Genomic DNA, 18,751 nt, shown 5'->3' on the forward strand with positions numbered 1-18,751 from the left:
GGCCGCCCCGCCGTCCCCGCCACGCCACGACCGCAAGGAACCGAGATGCACGAGACAAGCGCCTCCGGGGGAGGCAAGCAGACGCCCCTCACCCGGGCCATGGACACGATCCGGACGCTTCGCCGGCAACTCGCCGAGCAGAGCGGCAACCAGCCCGTCGCGATCATCGGGGCCGGGCTCCGGCTGCCCGGCGGCATCGAGGACCTCGACGGGTACTGGACCGCTCTCGCCGAGGGCCGCGACGCCGTACGGCCCATGCCCGAGCAGCGCAAGGGGCCCTTCGCCCGCGCCTGGGACGGACTGCCGCAGCGCGGCGGCTTCCTCGACGAGGTCCTCGACTTCGACGCCGAGTTCTTCGGTATCAGCCCTCGCGAGGCCCGCCACCTGGACCCGCAGCACCGGCTCCTGCTCGAAGTGGCGTGGGAGGCCATGGAACACGCCGGAGTACGGGCCGGCGCGCTGGCCGAGGCCCGCGCCGGGCTCTATCTGGGCGTCATGTGGCAGGACTACCGGGAATGGTGCGAGGGCGAGCCCGACGCCTACTGGGCCACCGGCAACGGGCACAACTTCGCCGCCGGCCGGGTCGCCTACGCCCTGGGCCTGACCGGACCGGCCATGACCGTCGACACGGCCTGCTCCTCCTCACTGGTCGCGGTGCACCTGGCGGTGCAGGCCCTGCGCAAGGGCGAGTGCGAGATCGCCTTCGCCGCGGGCGCCAACCTGATCATGTCCCCGCAGACCATGCGCCTGGTGCAGGAGACCCGTTCGCTCTCCCCGGACGGCCTGTGCAAGACCTTCGACTCCCGCGCCAACGGCTTCACCCGCGGCGAAGGCGTCGGCGTGGTGCTGCTCAAGCGCCTCGACCACGCGCTGCGCGACGGGGACCGGGTGCTCGGCGTGATCCGGGGCACCGCCGTCAACCAGGACGGCCGGTCCAGCGGCTTCACCGCGCCCAACGTCCTGGCCCAGGTCTCGCTCATCGAGTCCGCGCTCGCCGACGCCGGCCTGGAGCCCTCCGCGATCGGCTTCGCCGAGACCCACGGCACCGGTACCGCCCTGGGCGACCCCATCGAGATGGACGCACTGGCCACCGCGCTGGGACGGCGAAACGGCGGGGCACCCCTGCCGGTCGGCGCAGTGAAGACCAACTTCGGCCATCTGGAGGGGACCGCCGGAGTCGCCGGACTGATCAAGGCCATGCTGTGCGTCTCCCGCCGCCAGGTGCCGCCCGTCGTGCACTTCCGCCACCTCAACCCGCGCATCGACCTGTCCGGCACCGGCATGACCGTCCCCGCCGGACTCCAGGACTGGTCCGAGCGCTCGGGTGACTGCGCCTCGGTCAGTTCCTTCGGCATGAGCGGCACCAACGCCCACGCGATCGTCGGCCCGCTGCTGCCCGACGAGGTACCGCAGGCGCCGGCCGGCGGGGACGCCGCGGCCGGGGCGCCGCGGGCCGCCGGGTTCGAGATCTCGGCGAAGACCCCGGAGGCCCTGCGCGCCCTGGCCGCGCGCTACGCCGGGGTGCTGGACGGCCTCGACCCCGCCGACTACCCGGCCTTCGCGTACACCGTGACCGCCGGCCGCACCCGGCTCGAGGTCCGGGCCGCCGTGACGGCCGACGGCCCGCAGGCCGCCGCAGCCGCGCTGCGTGCCCTCGCCGCCGGCGAGAGCACCGCCGACGCCACGGTCACCGAGCCGCAGGACCGGTCCGGGGACGCGCCGCACCCCGCCGCCGAGCTGCCCCGACGCCTGCTCGACCTGCCCGGGTACCCGTGGCAGCGGCAGCGGTTCGCCCCCCGCACCACGGCCTCCGCCCCCACCGCGGACCCGACCCCCACCGGCACCGCCCCCGCCGGGCTGCCCGCCGCGTACGAGGTGGTGTGGCAGGGCCTGGACCTTCCGGACGCGGCCGGATCCGGCCGGACGGTGGTCCTGGCCGGTGATGACGAGACCCTGCTCGCGGACCTCGCCGCAACGGCCGCCCGAACGGGCCTGACCGGGACCGTGCTCGCCCCGGCCGCCCCCGCCCTGCCCGAGGGATGGGCGTACGCCCCGCTTCCCCGGGACACGGCCGGATGGGCCGGGTTCGGCGCTGCGCACGCCCCGGCCGCGGGGCGGCCCGTCCCCCTGCTGCTCGCCCTGCGCGCCACCGCCCTGTCCGAGGGCCGGGACGAGGACGCCGACCCGGCCGGGCCGGGCGCCGCCCTCTGCGCGGCCGTCACCACCGCCGTCGCCGCCTTCGCCCGGGACGCCGCCGGACACCGGGTGTACGCCCTCACCCGGGCCGCCTGCCGGACCGGCGTCGACGACGCCGTCACCGCCACCGACCACGGTCTGCTGCACGGCCTGGCCCCGGTCCTCGGCCTGGAACTGGGCGCGGCCTGGGGCGGCGTGGCCGACCTGCCCGCCCTGCCGGACGACGCCGACCTCGACGCACTGCTCCGCTTCGTCGTCCGGGAGGCGGACGGCGCCGGCGCGGCCGCCGAGACGACCGTCGAGGACCGGATCGCGATCCGTGGCGGAGCCGCCCTGGCCGCCCGTCTCACCGCGGCCCGGGCCGCCGCCGCCCCCCTCGCCGTCGTGGAGGACGCCACCTACGTCGTCACCGGTGCGCTCGGTGGCGTCGGCCGCGAGCTGACCGCCGAACTGGTCGCCCGGGGCGCCCGCAGCCTGCTGCTCATCGGCCGCCGCGCGGAGGCGGAACTCCCTGCCGAGGCACGGGAACTGCTGGCCGGGTTCGAGGCCGCCGGAGTCCGCGCGGTCTACCGGTCCGGCGGCTGCGACACCCCCGGGGCACTGGCCTCCGCGCTCGCCGGGCTGGAGGGACTGCCGCCCGTACGCGGGGTGCTGCACGCCGCCGGCACGCTGGAGCGGACCCCGGCCGCGGAGACCGGCGCCACGGAGTTCGAGGCTTCGCTGCGCGGCAAGTTCGCCGGGGCCTGGCTGCTGCACCAGGCCTCCCTGGACTGGCCGCTGGACTTCTTCGTCACCGTCTCCTCGGTCTCCGCGGTCTGGGGCACCGAGCGCTGCGCGGCCTACTCCGCGGCCAACGGCGGTCTGGACGCCCTGGTGGCGCACCGCGCCGGACTGGACCTGCCCGCGGCCTCGCTCGCCTACGGGCCGTGGGACCTGGGGGAGTCGGGCATGGCCGACTCCGCCTCGCGGGAGACCTTCGCCCGGGTGGGCGTGGGCGCCCTGGACGCGGCCGCCGGCCGCGCGGCCCTGGCCGCGCCGGCCGGCGCCGCCGGCCACCTGGTCGTCTGCCCGCTTGACCTCGCCCGGTTCCGGTCGATCATGTCGCGGATCCGCCCGCGCGGGCTGTTCGCGGCGGGTGCCGACGAGGCGGGCGCGGCCGGGGCACCCCTCGCCCCGGCGCCGGAGACCGTGGCCGAACCCTCGGTCGCGGCCGAGCTGGCCGCGCTGCCGGAGCGGCGCCGGGCCGTGGCGGCCCGGGCCCACACGGCGCGGATCGTCGCCGCGCAGCTCGGCTTCGACTCCGCCCGGGCGGTCCGGGACGACGCGGGCTTCTTCGACCTGGGCCTGGACTCCATCATGGCGGTGGACCTGGTCGGCAGGCTGGCGCAGGCCTTCGAGGTGTCGCTGCGCGCGGCGGACGTCTTCGACCACCCGACCGTCGCCCGGATCACCGAGTACATCCTGACCGGAGCCCCGGCGGCCGTCGCGCCCGCCGCCGAGCGCGCCGTCGAGACCGCGACCTCCGCCGCCGTGCTCCCGGCGGCCGGACCGGCCGCGGGCGGCGCCGCCGCGCCCCCCTCGGGGCCGACGGCCTCCCCCGTGCCGGCGCCCGCGGCATCGGCCGTACCGGTGTCCGTGACGCCCGCCCGGCAGTACGGGGAGCCTGCGGAGGGACAGCCCGACGCAGAGCCCATCGCCATCGTCGGCATGGCCGGCCGGTTCCCGCAGTCCGACTCCGTCGAGGAGCTGTGGGACCTGCTGCGCGAGGGCCGCGACGCCGTCGGTTCCGTGCCCCAGGGCCGCTACGACCGCGAGGCCTTCCACGCAGACGGCTCCGGACCCGGCCGGATCACCACCGACCAGGGCGGGTTCCTGAAGGACATCGCCCGCTTCGACGCCTCCTTCTTCGGCATCCCCGCCCGCGAGGCGGAGAACCTCGACCCGCAGCAGCGGCTCCTGCTGGAGTCCGCCTGGCACGCGCTGGAGGACGCCGGCATCGACCCGCAGTCGCTGCGCCGCAGCCGCACCGGGGTTTTCGTCGGCATCAGCTACGCCGACTACGCCCGTGTCCTGGCCGCGCCCGGCGCCGACCTGCTCGACGCCTACTACAGCACCGGCACCTCGCTCAACGCCGCCGCCGGCCGCCTGTCCTACACCCTCGGGCTCCAGGGCCCCGCCATGGCCGTGGACACCGCCTGCTCCTCCTCCCTGGTCGCCCTCCACCTGAGCGTCCGGTCGCTGCGCAGCGGGGAATCCGACGCGGTCCTCGCGGGTGGGGTCAACGTCATCCTCGACCCGATGGCCTCCGTGTCCGCCAGCCGGGCGCACATGCTTTCACCGGACGGGCGCTGCCGTACCTTCTCCGCGGACGCCAACGGGTTCGTCCGGGCCGAGGGCTGCGGCGTCCTCGTCCTCAAGCGGCTCTCCGACGCCGAGCGCGACGGTGACCGGGTGCTGGCCGTGATCCGCGGCACGGCCGTCAACCAGGACGGCGCCTCCTCCGGGCTCACCGCCCCGAGCGGCACCGCCCAGCAGAGGCTGCTCGCCGACGCCCTCGCCGACGCCTCCCTCAGCGGGCCGGAGATCTCCTACCTTGAGGCCCACGGCACCGGGACCTCCCTCGGTGACCCCATCGAACTGGGCGCTGCCTGGCGGGTCCTGGGCCCCGGCCGCAAGCCCGGGGAGCCGCTGCACGTCGGCTCCGTCAAGAGCAACATCGGTCACTGCGAATCGGCCGCCGGCATGGCCGCCGTCATCAAGACCGTCCTTGCGCTGAGACACGATCTCATCCCGGCCAACCTCCACTTCGCGGAACCCAACCCGCACGTGGACTGGTCGGAAATGAACGTCAGGGTGGTGGACACCCCGACCCCCTGGCGTTCCGGCGGCAAGCCGCGGGCGGCCGGAGTCTCCGGTTTCGGACTCACCGGTACCAACGCCCACGTGATCATCGCCGAGGCACCGGCCGGGCCCCCCGCCGCCACGAGCGGCGGCCCGGCCGGAACCCCCCACCTGATCCCCCTGTCCGCGCCCGACGAGGTCGGCCTGGAGCGGCTCACGGCCGCGTGGGGACGGCGCCTGGCCCAGGCCACCGACGCCGAACTGCCCGGCCTGGCCGCCGCGGCCGCCGTCGGCCGTGCCCACTTCCCGTACCGCCGGGCCCTGCTCGGCGAGACCGGCGAGAAGCTGACCGCCCAGCTCGCCGCGCCGCTGCCGCCCCGCCCCGCGGGCCGGCCGAGGATCGCCTTCCTGTTCTCCGGACAGGGCAGCCAGCGGTTCGGCATGGGCCGCGAACTCTACGAGACGGAACCGGTGTTCCGGGAGATCTTCGAAGAGTGCGACCGCGGGCTCGCCCCGCTGCTCGGCGGCTCACTGGTCGAACTCGCCCTCTACGGCAGCGACCCCAAGGCCGTGGACGAGACCCGGGTGACGCAGCCGGCCCTGTTCGCGCTCGAACTGGCCCTCGCCGGACTCTGGGAGTCCTGGGGCGTCACCCCGGCCGTGGTCATGGGCCACAGCGTCGGCGAGGTCGCCGCAGCCGTCCACGCCGGGGTGACCGACTTGTCCTCCGGACTCAGGCTGATCGCCCGCCGGGCAGGGCTCATGCAGGGCACCGAACGCGGTGCGATGCTCGCCGTCCAGGCACCCGAGGCCGAGGTGCTGCGGCGGATCGCGGGCACCCCGCTGGACATCGCCGCCGTCAACACGCCGGAGTCCACCGTGGTCGCCGGACTGCCCGCGGAGATCGACCACCTGGCAGCGGAGCTCGCTGCGGACGGAGTACGCGCCTTGCGCCTCACCGTCTCGCACGCCTTCCACTCCCGGCTCCTCGACCCCGTGCTCCCGCAGCTCCGCGAGGCAGCCGCCGCCCTCGATTTCAAGGACCCCGAGGTCCCGCTGGTCTCCAATCTCACCGGGGAGACCGCCGGGCCCGGCACCTTCGACGCCGACTACTGGGTCCGGCACGCCCGCAACCCCGTCCGGTTCCACGACGGCGCCCGGCAGCTGGCCGTGCAGGACGTGGACGTCTGCCTGGAGATCGGCCCCGACCGGACCCTGGTGAACCTGGTTCGCGCCGGCGGGCTCGCCCCCCACGGGGACAACAGCCGACTGCTGCCCTCGCTGCTCCGCGGCAGCGGCGACCGGGCCGTCATGGCGGCCGCGGCCAAGGCCCTGTACGAGCTCGGCGAGGACATCGACTGGGCGGCCGTGCAGGCCCCGCGCCGCACCCCGCGCGGTGACGCGCCGCTCTACCCGTTCGCCGAGACCGTCCACTGGCGGCGCGCGGAACCGGCCGCGGCCGCTCCGTGGACCGGAGCACCGGCGGAGGCCGTCGTCAGGTCCGGGTCCGCAGCGGACGCGGCCGCGGTGTCCGGGTCCGCGGTGTCCCGGGCCGCCACCGCGCCCGCCGGGCCGCCGTGGGGCGCCGAACTGCGCTCGCCTGCCCTGTCCGGCCGGGTGTTCGTCACCGAGCGCAGCACCGTCTACCCGCCGCACCTCGACGACCACCGCCTGTTCGGCACCGTGCAGGTGGCCGGCGCTTCGCAGACCGCGACCGTGCTCTCCGCGCTCGGCAGCGACGGCGGCCACGTCGTCCTGGAGGACCTGCACTTCCCGCGTGCCCTCGTGCTGCACGACGGGGAACGCTACGAACTCCAGGTCATCGAGCGCGCACCGCACCGGGACACCGGCAGCCGCACCGTCAGCGTGCAGAGCCTCCTCGACCCCGAACACGGGCGCTGGCAGGAACATCTGACGGCCCGTCTGCTCGACGGCGACCCGGTCGGCCCGCGGATCGCGCCCGAGCCCGAGACGTTCATCGCGGAGGCCGACCGGCACCTCAGCGGGGAGGCCTTCTACCGGCACCTGCGGGGCATCGGCTACCTGCTCGGCCCGTCGTTCAGCTGGGTCGGCGACGCGTGGATCCGGGGGAACGAAGCACTGATCCGGTTCGACTGGCCGGAGGAGATGAACGAGCCGGCCGAGGACTACCAGATCCACCCCGGGCTCCTGGACTCGTGCCTGCAGAGCTCCGTCAGCTTCGCCGTCCACGAGGAGGACCCCGAGCCGGCCGGCCAGGAGCAGGCGCTCGTCATCCCGTTCGCCGCCGCCCGGGTCTCCTTCCCCGGCCGGCCGATCCCCGGCCGCCCGCTGTGGGGCCACGTCCGGGCCGTCCTGCAGGACGCCCCCGGAGCGGGCTTCAACCAGGTGGAGACCGCGGACCTGCACATCTTCGACGGCACCGGCGCCACCGTCCTGGCCATGGACGGATTCCGGTTCCGGCTCGCCTCCCGCTCCCTGCTCCAGTCCTCGCTCCGGCAGGGCACCCGGCACACCTACGGCCTCGCCTGGACCGAACTCCCGGAGGGCACCGCGGCCCCGGCGTCCCCCGTACGGCATCTCGCCGTCCTCGGTGCGGGCACCGAGGCCGGCCGGGCCATGGTCAAGGCCGCGGAGGAAGCCGGCCACCGGGTGACCGCACCCGTCCTGGACGACCCGAACCGGCTCACCGGTCCGGACGCGGAGGACACCGGCGCGGCAGCCCTGGCCGACGCCGACCTGATCGTCGACGCCCGGTTCCTCGCCGACCCGGGCACCGGAGCCGGCAAGGGCCCCGGAGACGCGGCTGAGGCCGTACTCGGCCTCGCAGGCACCCTCCGTACCGTCCCCGCCTCCGTGCCCTACGCCGTCCTCGCCGCCGGCACCGCCGACCATGCCCCCGTCCGCGAGAGCCTGTGGGGACTGCTGGCCTCCCTGGAAGCCGAGGAGACCGACCGACGGCTGGTCCGGGTCACCCTCACCGACGGCTGGGACGCCGAGGTCCTGCTCCGCGCCCTCGGCCGCGGCCTCGACGCCGGTCTCCCCGAGGCCCGGCTGGAAGCCGGCCCTCAAGGCGTGCGGGCCGCCCGCCTGGTGCACGCCGCCGTACGGGCCGCGGACACCGGCCGCCCGGCCGGCGCCGCCCTGATCACCGGCGGACTGGGCGCCCTCGGGCTGAGCAGTGCCGCCGTCCTCGCCCGCCACGGCTGCCCCGCGGTGACCCTGATGGCCCGTTCGGCGCCCGACGACGAGGCCCGTCGCCGGATCGCCGAGCTCACCGCCGCCGGCACCCGCGTCCACCTCGTGCGAGGCGACGTCACCGACCCCGCCGACTGTGCGCGGGCCGTTGCCGAGGCGGGCGACACGCACCCGCTGCGCCTCGTCCTGCACCTGGCCGGAGTGACCGACGACCGGGCCTTCGCCCGCGTCGACCGCGAGAGCACCGAGCGGGTGTTCGCCGCCAAGGCGCACGGCGCCGACACCCTCGCGCAAGCCCTGCGTGGGCACGAACTCGACGCGTTCATCCTGTACTCGTCGGCGTCCGCTGTCCTCGGCTCCGCAGGGCAGACCGCGTACGCCGCAGCCAACGGCTACCTCGGCGGCCTTGCGGAGGCGCTCCGCGAGGAGGGCGTGCCGGCCACCGCCGTGGCCTGGGGCCCCTGGGTCCCGGAGGGCAAGGGCGGTCTGGCTGCCGCCGAGGCGGTCCGCCGGGCCACCGCCCGCATCGGCGTCGGCACCCTCACCGACGAGACGGCCGAATCCGTGCTGACGGCCGTGCTGGCCGCCCCGGCCGACGCCCCCGCGCGGATCACCGCGGTGGACATCACCCCGGAGCGCTGGATCGCGGAACTGGGCGGGCACCCGAGGGCCCGGCTGCTCGCCTCCCTCACCGCCGAGCACGGACCGCAGGACCCCGAGGCTGCCGGCACCCGGCCGCGCGGCTGGTTCCGCGTGGGTCTGGAGGACCTGGACCCCGACGCCCGTACCGTCGCGGTGCGGGAGCTCGTCCGCGAGACGGCCGGGGAGACCCTCGGCGAGCCCGCCTCCGACGACGACGAGACCACCTTCGGTGACATGGGCCTGGACTCGATCATGGTGATCGACCTGCGGACCCGTCTCTCCCACGCCCTCGGCGTGGACCTGCTGGCCACGGTGGCCCTCGATCACCCCACGGTCCCGCGCATGGCGCACCACATCCTCGGGGCTCTTGGCCTGCCGAACCCGGAGAGCTGCACCCCGTCGGGAGCGGCCGCCCCCGCAGTACCGGGCGGTTCCGCCACCCGGACCGGGCCGGACCACGAGGAGCTGTCCGGCCAACCGGACCCCTCGGAACTGTCCTTCGAAGAACTCGTCCGAGCCGTCCGCAGCGACGTGTCCGCCGGGAAAGGAGAAACGCAGGCATGAGTGACCCCATGGACACCGACAGCATCCGCAGCCTGATGGAGGGCCAGCTCAGGCTCTCCCACAAGCTGCGGGCCAGGATCGCCGAGCTGGAGGAGGAACGCCACGCTCCCGTGGCCGTCGTCGGCATGGGCCTTCGGCTCCCGCCGGCCATCAACTCCCCCGAGGAGTACTGGGAGTTCCTGTGCGGCACGGACACCGCGCTGGCCCCGCTGCCGGAGGACCGGCCCGGCCTGCGCGCCGTGTACGACCCGGTCCCGGGCAAGACCGGCCGCTCGTACGTCGACCGGGCCGGGTTCCTGGACCGGATAGCAGATTTCGACGCGGGGTTCTTCGGGATATCCCGGCGCGAGGCCCGGCTTCTGGACCCGCAGCAGCGGATGCTGCTGGAGACCGGCTGGGAGGCCCTGGAGCGGGCCGGCATCGCCGTCCGCCGCTCCGACCGCCTCGACGTCGGCATCTACCTCGGGATGATGACCTCCGAGTACAGCGAGCGGAACGAGGACCGCTCGGACATGTCCCGCATCGACCCGTACTACATCACCGGCGGGGGTCTCAGCTTCGGAGCCGGACGGATCAGCCACCTGATGGGCTTCTCCGGACCCGTCATGGGCGTGGAGACCGCCTGCTCCTCCTCCATGACCACCCTGCACCTCGCCGTCCGGGGGCTCCGCAACCGGGAGTGCCGCTACGCCCTGGCCGGCGGCGCGAACCTGCTGCTCTCCGCCAGCCTGATGGTCTCCCTGTGCCAGACCCGGGCCCTCTCTCCGGACGGCCGCTCCAAGTCCTTCCTGGCCACCGCGGACGGCTACGGCCGTGGCGAGGGCATCGGCATGGTGGCGCTGATGCGCCTGGACGACGCCGAGGCCGAGGGCCGGCCGGTGCTCGCCGTGATCCGGGGGACCGCCGTCAACCACGACGGCGCGGCTTCCGGCCTGACCGCCCCCAACGGTCCGGCCCAGCAGGAAGTGATCCGGGCGGCGCTCGCCGACGCCCGGATCGACCCGGCCGAGGTGGGCTACGTGGAGGCCCATGGCACCGGCACCGTCCTCGGCGACCCGATCGAGGTCGGAGCCCTGGACGGGGTGCTCGGCGAGGCGGTGCGGCGGCGCGGCACCCCGCTGTCGATCGGAAGCGTCAAGTCCCGGATCGGCCACCTGGAAGGCGCCTCCGGCATCGCCTCCGTGATGAAGACCGTGCTCATGCTCCAGCACGGGGTGATCCCGGCCGCAGCGGACCCCGGGGACGGCGAGCTGAACCCCCACATCCCGTGGCAGCAGATGGGCTTCGAGGTCCCCCGCACCGCCCGGCCCTGGCCCGCAGACCTCTCCCGCCGGATCGCGGGCATCAACTCCTTCGGCATGAGCGGCACGAACGTCCACGCCGTTCTGGAATCCCGCGAACCCGTTCCCACCGCCCCGCCCCGGGGTCCCGAACTGCTCACCCTGTCCGCCAAGGACCCCGAGGCCCTGGACCGGCTCGCCGACGAGATCGGATCCCTGCTCCGCCGCACCGGCGACGAAGGGCTTGCCGACCTCTGCCACACCCTGCGGGCCGGGCGGGCGGCCTTCGCACACCGGCTGGCCGTCACAGGCAGCACCGCCCGGGAACTCGCCGACGCACTCGCCGACTGGCGCGCCACGGCTCCCCGGAACGCTGCCGGCACGGCAGGTGCGGCAGGTTCCGCTCCGCAGCCGCCCCGCCCGGTGCTGACCGTCGCCGGCCCGGAGGGCGCGCTGGAGCAGGTGCTCGCCGAACTGATCGCCGCCCACCCGGACCTGGCCGACCCGGAGACCGGGGACCGGAACCCCGCCGGCCGCCTCCGCGCGATGCTCGACCGGCTGGGGGTGCGCACCCGCCCCGGGAAGGCCGACGGCACCCCGGTCGGCCGCACCCCGGAACCCGGAACCCCGGCGGTCCGGGCCGAGCTCACCTGGGAGGCGGACGGCAGCCGCCAGACCCTGCCACTGGCGGGGGAGCGCCCGCAGGACGCGCCCGCACTGCTGCACACCGCCCTGGCCGCCCTCTTCACCCACGGAGCCGACCTGCGGCCGGCCGCGCTCCGTGCCCCGGGCGCCCGCTTCAGCGGGGGGCTGCCCACCTACCCCTTCCGCCGCCGCCGGTACTGGATCGACGAGCCGGCCGCCGGCGCACCCCGCCCGGCCGCCGGCGGCGCGGCCGGACACGACACCCCCGGAGCCCCTGACGTACCGGCCCTGACCGCCTGGCTGATGGAAGAGCTCCGGACCGTCCTGCAGGCTGAGGAACTCGACCCCGGCCTCTCCTTCCTCGAGGTGGGCGGCGACTCGTTCATCTCGACGCTGTTTATCACCCGGGTCGAGGAGCGCCACGAAATCGGCCTGACCGCCGACCAGCTCTCCCTCGACATGCCGCTGCACGACCTGATGGCCAAGCTCGCCGAAAGCATCGTGGCCACGGCCGCGGCGGCCCCGGTCGCAGGGGCGGTGACCGCATGACCCCCACCGGCAGCGGAACGGCCGGAATCCCCGCCGAAGCCTTTATCCGGCCGCGCACCGTCACCGCACCCGAACTCCGGCTCGTGGTCGTTCCGCACGCGGGTGGCTCGGGCGGCGTCTACCACCCCATGCACCGGGTCCTCCCGCCCGGCTGGGACCTGCTGCTGCTCGACCTGCCCGGCCGCGGAAAGCGGTTCGCGCAGGCCCCCGTCACCGACATGGCTGAGCTCGTCGCCCGGGTCACCGATGACGTCATGGCCCTCGGCGAAGGAGTCCCGCTGGCCCTGTTCGGGCACAGCCTGGGCGCCGTCATCGCGTCCGAAACCGCCCGTTCCCTGCAGGCCCGCGGCCGCGCACCGGTCTGGGTCGGGGTCTCCGGCCGCCAGGCGACCGGCATCCAGCCGGCCGTACGGCTCCTCGACCCCAGCCTGTCCGACACGGAACTCGCCCGGCGGCTCACCCGGCTCGGCGGCATGCCCGACCGGATCGATGAACTGCCCGAGTTCCGTCACCGGTTCCTCCGGCTGATCCGGTCCGACCTTCGTGCCCTGGACTCCTACCGGCCGGACCCGGACCGGACCCCGCTGTCGGCGGACCTCACCGTGTTCGCGTCCACCGACGACGTGCTCGCCCCGGTGCCCGGGGTGCCGGCCTGGTCCCGGGAGACCAGCGGTGAATTCCGTCGGCGGCTTTTCCAGGGCGGCCACTTCCACTTCCTCGGGGACACCTTCCCCGCGTTCACCGAGGTGCTGGCCGCCGAGATCACGCAGACCCTGGCCCGACTCGCGCCCATCGGCACCGAGGCCGCACCGCCCCGACGGGAGAGCACGGCATGACCCACGAGAGCCCGGCCGACTTCAGGACGCTGATGGCCGGCTTCCCCACCGGCGTCACCATCGTCACCACGGCCGGCGCCGACGACGTCCCCCGCGGCATGACGCTCACCTCCCTGTGCAGCGTCTCGCTGGAGCCGCCCGTCCTGCTGGTGTGCATGCGCCGCGGCAGTCCCACCCTCGAAGCGGTTCAGGACGGAGGCGGGTTCGCGGTCAACCTGCTGCACCGCGGGGCCCGCACCACCGCGGAGCTCTTCGCCTCCGGGGCACAGGACCGCTTCGAGCGGGTGCCCTGGCGGATGACCGGCGAGGCGGCCGGCCCGCACCTGTTGGGCGCGGCGCACACCATCGCCGACTGCCGGGTCACCTCCGACCACATCGTCGGGGACCACGTCGTGATCATGGGCCGGGTGACCGCGGTGAGCCGGCTCGGCGAGGAACAGCAGCCCCTGCTCTACGGGCTGCGCCGGTTCGAGACATGGCCGGACACCGAGGACCGGCTGTCCTACGACTTCATTTCCTGAGGACGCGGAGCGCACAGTGATCACGCAGCAGCCGGCGGTGCGCCGGAATTCCCGCCCGGCCGGCGTGCCGGAGCAGGAGCGGCCCGCGCTCACCCTGGACCAGGTGTTCTCCCGCATCGCCCGCAGCCACCCCGCCCGGGTGGCGGTGCAGGAAGGCCGGCACCGGCTCACCTACGACCGGGCCGAACGCCAGGCCGTGCGCCTGGCGTCGGCCCTGGCCCGCGGCGGCGTCCAGCTCGGCGACCCGCTGATCGTCCACTGCGGGAACCACCGCCAGGCCCTCGTCGCCCAGTTGGCCGTGCTCAAGGCGGGGGCCGTGTGTGTCCCGCCGCCGGACCGGCCCGGCGGCCTCGCCGCCCTCGCCGGGGCGACCGGGGCCCGGGCCGTGCTGTGCAGCCGGGCCACCTACGACCGGGCCGTCCGGGGCATCCCCTCCCTCGCCTTGGACGATCTCCTCACCTGGCGGAAGATCTCCGCCGCCCCGGAGGAGCCCGCGCTGCCGCGCTCCTCACCCGAGGGCGGGGCGTACTTGCTGCCCGACGGGGACCGGAGGGTGGCCCGGCTCGTGGACCACCGCTCGTGGCTGCGCTCCGCCGCCGACCGCAGCCGCCGCGTCGTCAGCCCGGCCGGCACCGTGACGACCGGGCGGGAGCCGATGTCCCGGGTCGCGCTGGCGGCCACCTGGTGGGCCGTCAGCAGCGGGGCAACCCTGCACACCGCGCCCTGGGACCCCGACGACGACCTGTGGCCGCTCACCGGATCGTGGGACAGCGCCGCCATCCTCACGCCGGGGGACTACGCTGCCCTGCAGGACGCCGGCCCGGCTTCCCGCCCGGGCCCCCGATCCGGTGTCGGCACCACAACGGGCACCGGGCGCGCGGCGCGCGCCGGTTCCGGCTGCGGAACGGTCGTCCTCATCGGCGAGCCCTGCTCCCGGGAACTGGCGGCCCGCCACTTCGCCGCGCGGCCCGGGACCCGCCTCTGGTCGGAGTTCGCCCCGACCGACGGCGCTTTGCCCTGGACCGCCCACGAGATCACCGCCCGGGACGCACGGAGCCCCTACGAGCCGGGAGCGGGCAACCCCGTACCGCCCGTGCGGCTGCGCATCGCGGGACCGGGCGGGGAGACCCTGCCGCGCGGCGCCCACGGCGAGATCGTCGCCATGGGCCCGCCCTGGTTCCCCGAGGACGTCCAGTACTCGGGCTGGCACGGCTGCTGGACCCCGGACCACACCCTCGAAATAACCGCGCGCCCGCCTCGCGTATCCGCCGACCCGCGTCGCCGCCCCCACGCCCCTGCCCACCAGGACCGGGTCCGTTCGCCGGAACCGCCCGGCCGTCTTGAGATGGAAGTGATATGACCGCTACCGGTAGCCAGCGCCCGCAGGAGACCGACGAGCTTGCCGTGCCCGACTTCGCCGACGCGCTGAACGCCTTCATGTCACGCTCCGAAGGCCCGGGCATGCTGCAGCTGCTGACTCCCGAGGGCACCCTGGTGCTTCCCCCCGACCGCACCCCCGGCTACGACCCGGAACTCCTGCGGTCCTTCTACCGGGACATGGTGGTCTCCCGCGGCTTCGACGCCGAGGCCACGGCCCTCCAGCGACAGGGCGAACTGGGCCTGTGGCCGCCGCTGGCCGGTCAGGAGGCCGCTCAGGTCGGGTCGGCCCACGCGCTGCGCCGCGACGACTACGTCTTCCCCAGCTACCGGGAGCACGCGGTCGCCTGGTGCCGGGGAGTCGACCCCGTCGACATCGTCAAGTTGTACCGGGGCGTCACCAACGGCGGCTGGGACCCCAAGGAGACCAATTTCCACCTGTACACCCTGGTGGTCGGCTCGCACGCACTGCACGCCACCGGCTACGCGATGGGCCTGGCCAAGAAGGGCAGCGACGCCGCCGCGATCGCCTACTTCGGTGACGGCGCCACCAGTGAGGGAGACGTGGCCGAGGCGTTCACCTTCGCCGCCGTCCACGACGCTTCGGTGGTGTTCTTCTGCCAGAACAACCAGTGGGCCATCTCCGAGCCTGTCCAGCGCCAGTTGCGCGGCCCCCTCTACCGCCGCGCCGACGGCTTCGGCTTTCCGGGGGTGCAGGTCGACGGCAACGACGTCCTCGCCGTCCACGCCGTGACCCGGGCCGCCCTGGAACACGTCCGTGCGGGCAACGGCCCCTTCTTCATCGAGGCGTTCACCTACCGGATGGGTGCCCACACCACCTCCGACGATCCCACCCGATACCGCCGCCCCGCCGACGTGGAGCACTGGCGGGCCAGGGACCCGATCGCCCGGCTCCGCACCCACCTGACCGATGCCGGCCTCGCCGGACCGGAGTTCTTCGACGAGGTCGAGGAACAGGCCCGCGAACTGGCCTACCGCGTCCGCCGCGAGGCGCGGAACATGCCGAACCCGCACCGGCTGGCCGTCTTCGACCACGTGTACGCCGAAGGCCATGCGCAGGTCGAAGAGGAGCGGGAGCAGTTCGAGGAATACCACCGATCCTTCGCCGACGGGGAGACTGAGTAGGCATGGCTGCGGAGAAATTGACACTGGCCAGGGCGCTCAACGAGGCCCTGCGCACGTCACTCGAGGAAGACCCCTCCGTCCTGGTCATGGGGGAGGACGTCGGCGTGCTCGGCGGCGTCTTCCGGGTGACGGACGGCCTGCAGAAGGACTTCGGCGAAGAGCGCGTGATGGACTCGCCGCTCGCCGAGTCCGGCATCGTCGGCACCGCCATCGGACTGGCCCTGGGCGGGTACCGGCCGGTGGTGGAGATCCAGTTCGACGGGTTCGTCTTCCCGGCGTACGACCAGATCGTGACCCAGCTGGCCAAGCTGCACGCCCGCTCGCAGGGTGCCATCAGGATGCCCGTGGTCATCCGGATCCCGTACGGCGGCGGCATCGGTGCCGTCGAGCACCACAGCGACTCCCCGGAGGCACTGTTCGCGCACGTCGCCGGCCTGAAGGTGGTGTCGCCGTCGAACCCGGCGGACGCCTACCGGATGCTCCGTCAGGCCATCCGCAGCGACGACCCGGTGATTTTCTTCGAGCCGAAGCGCCGCTACTGGGACACCGCAGAGGTGGACCTGTCCGCTCCGCCGGAGCCGCTGCACCGGGCGCGTGTGGTCCGCGAGGGCACCGATCTCACGCTCGCGGCGTACGGGCCGACGGTGAAACTGTGCCTGGAGGCGGCCGAGGCTGCGGCCGCCGAGGGACGCTCGCTGGAGGTCCTGGACCTGCGGTCGGTCTCCCCGGTGGACTTCGACACCATCCAGGGCTCGGTGGAGCGAACCCGCAGGCTGGTGGTCGTGCACGAGGCGCCGGTCTTCTTCGGCGCGGGCGCGGAGATCGCCGCCCGCATCACCACCCGATGCTTCTACACGCTGGAGGCACCGGTCCTGCGGGTCGGGGGATACCACGCCCCCTATCCGGCGGCCCGGCTGGAGGAGGAGTACCTGCCCGACCTCGACCGGGTGCTCGACGCAGTCGACCGCTCGCTGGCCTACTGAGGACATCAGCCATGACCGACACTGCGACCCGCCTGCGCGAGTTCCGGATGCCCGACGTGGGCGAAGGGCTCACCGAGGCGGAGATCCTCACCTGGTACGTCCGGCCCGGCGACCGGGTCACCGACGGCCAGGTGGTGTGCGAGATCGAGACGGCCAAGGCCGTGGTGGAGCTGCCGGTCCCGTTCGACGGGGTGGTGCACAGACTGTGTTTCGAGGAGGGCGACACGGCCGCGGTCGGCGCGGTGATCATCACCGTTGCAGACGACGCCGGGGCGGACGGCGGCCCGGATGCCGTGCCGGACCCGGCGGGGCGGCGCGAGCCGGTCCTCGTCGGGTACGGGGTCGCAGCCGGCACCTCCCGGCGCCGGCCCCGGCGGCCGGGCGGCCCGCACAACCGCCCCGGCCCGGGCGAGGGGAGGGTCCGCGCAAAACCGCCGGTCCGCAAGCTCGCCAAGGACCTCGGGGTGGACCTGACCACCGTCAGCCCGTCCGGCCCAAACGGTGTGATCACCCGCGAGGACGTCCACGCGGCGGCGCATGCGGTCCCGGCCGCCCCTGCCGGATCCTCGGCCGACGGCGCGGAGGCGGCCCGGCCCGCCGCTCCGGCCCCGTCCGCCACTGCGGAGGGCGTGTGGGAGCGGGAGACCCGGATCCCGGTGAAGGGCGTCCGTAAGGCCACCGCGGCGGCCGTGACCGCCTCGGCGTTCAGGGCACCGCATGTCACCGAGTTCGTCACGGTGGACGTGTCCCGCACCATGAAGCTGGTCCGGGAACTCCGCGACGACCCCGGGTTCGCCGGCCGCCGGGTCACCCCGCTCCTGCTGGTCGCGCGAGCCGTCCTCGCCGCCGTGGCGCGCAACCCCGGTGTCAACGCGGCCTGGGACGACGCCGCCCAGGAGATCGTGCTCAAGCACTACGTGAATCTGGGCATCGCGGCCGCCACTCCCCGCGGCCTTCTGGTCCCCAACATCAAGAACGCCCAGGCCCTGCCCCTCGTCGGGCTCGCCGAGGCGCTGGACGGCCTGGTGGACGCAGCCAGGGCCGGCCGGACTTCCCCGTCCGACCTGGCCGGCGGCACCCTCACGCTCACCAACATCGGGGTCTTCGGAATCGACGCCGGGACGCCCATCCTGAACCCCGGTGAAGCCGCGATCCTGGCGGTCGGGGCGATCGGGGCACGCCCCTGGGTGCACAAGGGCAAGGTGAAACCGCGTCAGGTCGTGACGCTCGCCCTGTCCTTCGACCACCGTCTGATCGACGGCGAACTCGGTTCCAGGTTCCTCGCCGATGTGGCGGCGGTCCTGGAACGGCCCGACCGTACGATCGCCTGGAGCTGAGCCCCACAGAGGATCTCCAGGAGACGTACAGAGCCTCTACAGGCGGTTTCCGCAGACTGTGAGGCGTCACCCCCCCGTGACAGGGCCGGTCGCCAGACATCCCCCGCCTGGTGGCCGGCCCGCCCTTTCCCCGTCGGAACACGTAAGGAGTCCTGAGGTGTTGGCCGATTCTCCGGTGAAGGAAGTCCGCCGCCTCGACCGAGTGATCATCCGTTTCGCGGGTGACTCGGGTGACGGAATGCAGCTCACCGGTGACCGCTTCACGTCGGAGACGGCGTCGTTCGGGAACGACCTGTCCACGCTGCCGAACTTCCCTGCCGAGATCCGCGCGCCCGCCGGCACGCTTCCGGGTGTGTCGTCCTTCCAGCTGCATTTCGCCGATCACGACATCCTCACGCCGGGTGATGCCCCGAACGTGCTGGTGGCGATGAATCCGGCGGCCCTGAAGGCGAACATCGGGGATGTCCCGCGGGGCGCGGAGATCATCATCAATACCGATGAGTTCACCAAGCGGCCGATGGCGAAGGTGGGGTATGAGACCTCGCCGCTGGAAGACGGATCGCTGGACGCGTACAACGTGCATCCGGTGCCGTTGACCACGCTGACGGTGGAGGCGCTGAAGGATTTCGGGCTTTCCCGCAAGGAGGCCGAGCGCAG

At 74.3% G+C, this 18,751-nt stretch carries 9 protein-coding genes; all 9 read left to right on the forward strand.

Going from position 1 to position 18,751, the window contains the following annotated elements; translation table 11 throughout:
• Positions 1 to 45 precede the first annotated feature (45 nt).
• Positions 46 to 9,420, forward strand: a complete 9,375-nt coding sequence (locus tag ACGFQ9_RS06595) for an SDR family NAD(P)-dependent oxidoreductase (protein ID WP_393571810.1) — start codon at positions 46 to 48, stop codon at positions 9,418 to 9,420.
• Positions 9,417 to 11,894: a beta-ketoacyl synthase N-terminal-like domain-containing protein gene (locus ACGFQ9_RS06600; protein ID WP_393571812.1), complete on the forward strand. Its 2,478-nt coding sequence runs from the start codon at positions 9,417 to 9,419 to the stop codon at positions 11,892 to 11,894. The genes ACGFQ9_RS06595 and ACGFQ9_RS06600 overlap by 4 nt, the downstream gene beginning before the upstream one ends.
• Positions 11,891 to 12,730 (forward strand): thioesterase II family protein, encoded by an 840-nt coding sequence (locus tag ACGFQ9_RS06605; RefSeq protein WP_393571814.1) that lies wholly within the window; start codon positions 11,891 to 11,893, stop codon positions 12,728 to 12,730. The genes ACGFQ9_RS06600 and ACGFQ9_RS06605 overlap by 4 nt, the downstream gene beginning before the upstream one ends.
• Positions 12,727 to 13,251, forward strand: a complete 525-nt coding sequence (locus tag ACGFQ9_RS06610) for a flavin reductase family protein (protein ID WP_393571816.1) — start codon at positions 12,727 to 12,729, stop codon at positions 13,249 to 13,251. Before ACGFQ9_RS06605 ends, ACGFQ9_RS06610 begins: the two co-directional genes overlap by 4 nt.
• 16 nt (positions 13,252 to 13,267) lie before the next feature.
• The gene (locus tag ACGFQ9_RS06615; protein WP_393571818.1) at positions 13,268 to 14,611 is read left to right on the forward strand and encodes an AMP-binding protein; all 1,344 of its coding nucleotides are present in this window, start codon (positions 13,268 to 13,270) and stop codon (positions 14,609 to 14,611) included.
• Positions 14,608 to 15,774: a pyruvate dehydrogenase (acetyl-transferring) E1 component subunit alpha gene (pdhA, locus tag ACGFQ9_RS06620; RefSeq protein WP_393571820.1), complete on the forward strand. Its 1,167-nt coding sequence runs from the start codon at positions 14,608 to 14,610 to the stop codon at positions 15,772 to 15,774. Before ACGFQ9_RS06615 ends, pdhA begins: the two co-directional genes overlap by 4 nt.
• A gap of 2 nt (positions 15,775 to 15,776) precedes the next feature.
• The gene (locus tag ACGFQ9_RS06625; RefSeq protein ID WP_393571822.1) at positions 15,777 to 16,757 is read left to right on the forward strand and encodes an alpha-ketoacid dehydrogenase subunit beta; all 981 of its coding nucleotides are present in this window, start codon (positions 15,777 to 15,779) and stop codon (positions 16,755 to 16,757) included.
• Between the two features lie 11 nt (positions 16,758 to 16,768).
• Positions 16,769 to 18,094 carry a dihydrolipoamide acetyltransferase family protein gene (locus ACGFQ9_RS06630; RefSeq protein WP_393571824.1) on the forward strand — a complete coding sequence of 442 codons (1,326 nt, stop codon included), beginning with the start codon at positions 16,769 to 16,771 and terminating at the stop codon, positions 18,092 to 18,094.
• Positions 18,095 to 18,251: 157 nt separating this feature from the next.
• On the forward strand, positions 18,252 to 18,751 hold a 500-nt coding region (locus ACGFQ9_RS06635; RefSeq protein WP_393571826.1), incomplete at its 3' end, for a 2-oxoacid:acceptor oxidoreductase family protein.

Source organism: Streptomyces sp. NPDC048603 (assembly GCF_043199475.1).
Lineage (GTDB): Bacteria > Actinomycetota > Actinomycetes > Streptomycetales > Streptomycetaceae > Streptomyces.

Bases quoted from the DNA above. Each gene is read 5' to 3' on its own strand.
- ACGFQ9_RS06595 (WP_393571810.1), top strand. From the start codon at position 46: ATGCACGAGACAAGCGCCTCCGGGGGAGGCAAGCAGACGCCCCTCACC.
- ACGFQ9_RS06600 (WP_393571812.1), top strand. From the start codon at position 9,417: ATGAGTGACCCCATGGACACCGACAGCATCCGCAGCCTGATGGAGGGC.
- ACGFQ9_RS06605 (WP_393571814.1), top strand. From the start codon at position 11,891: ATGACCCCCACCGGCAGCGGAACGGCCGGAATCCCCGCCGAAGCCTTT.
- ACGFQ9_RS06610 (WP_393571816.1), top strand. From the start codon at position 12,727: ATGACCCACGAGAGCCCGGCCGACTTCAGGACGCTGATGGCCGGCTTC.
- pdhA (WP_393571820.1), top strand. From the start codon at position 14,608: ATGACCGCTACCGGTAGCCAGCGCCCGCAGGAGACCGACGAGCTTGCC.
- ACGFQ9_RS06625 (WP_393571822.1), top strand. From the start codon at position 15,777: ATGGCTGCGGAGAAATTGACACTGGCCAGGGCGCTCAACGAGGCCCTG.
- ACGFQ9_RS06630 (WP_393571824.1), top strand. From the start codon at position 16,769: ATGACCGACACTGCGACCCGCCTGCGCGAGTTCCGGATGCCCGACGTG.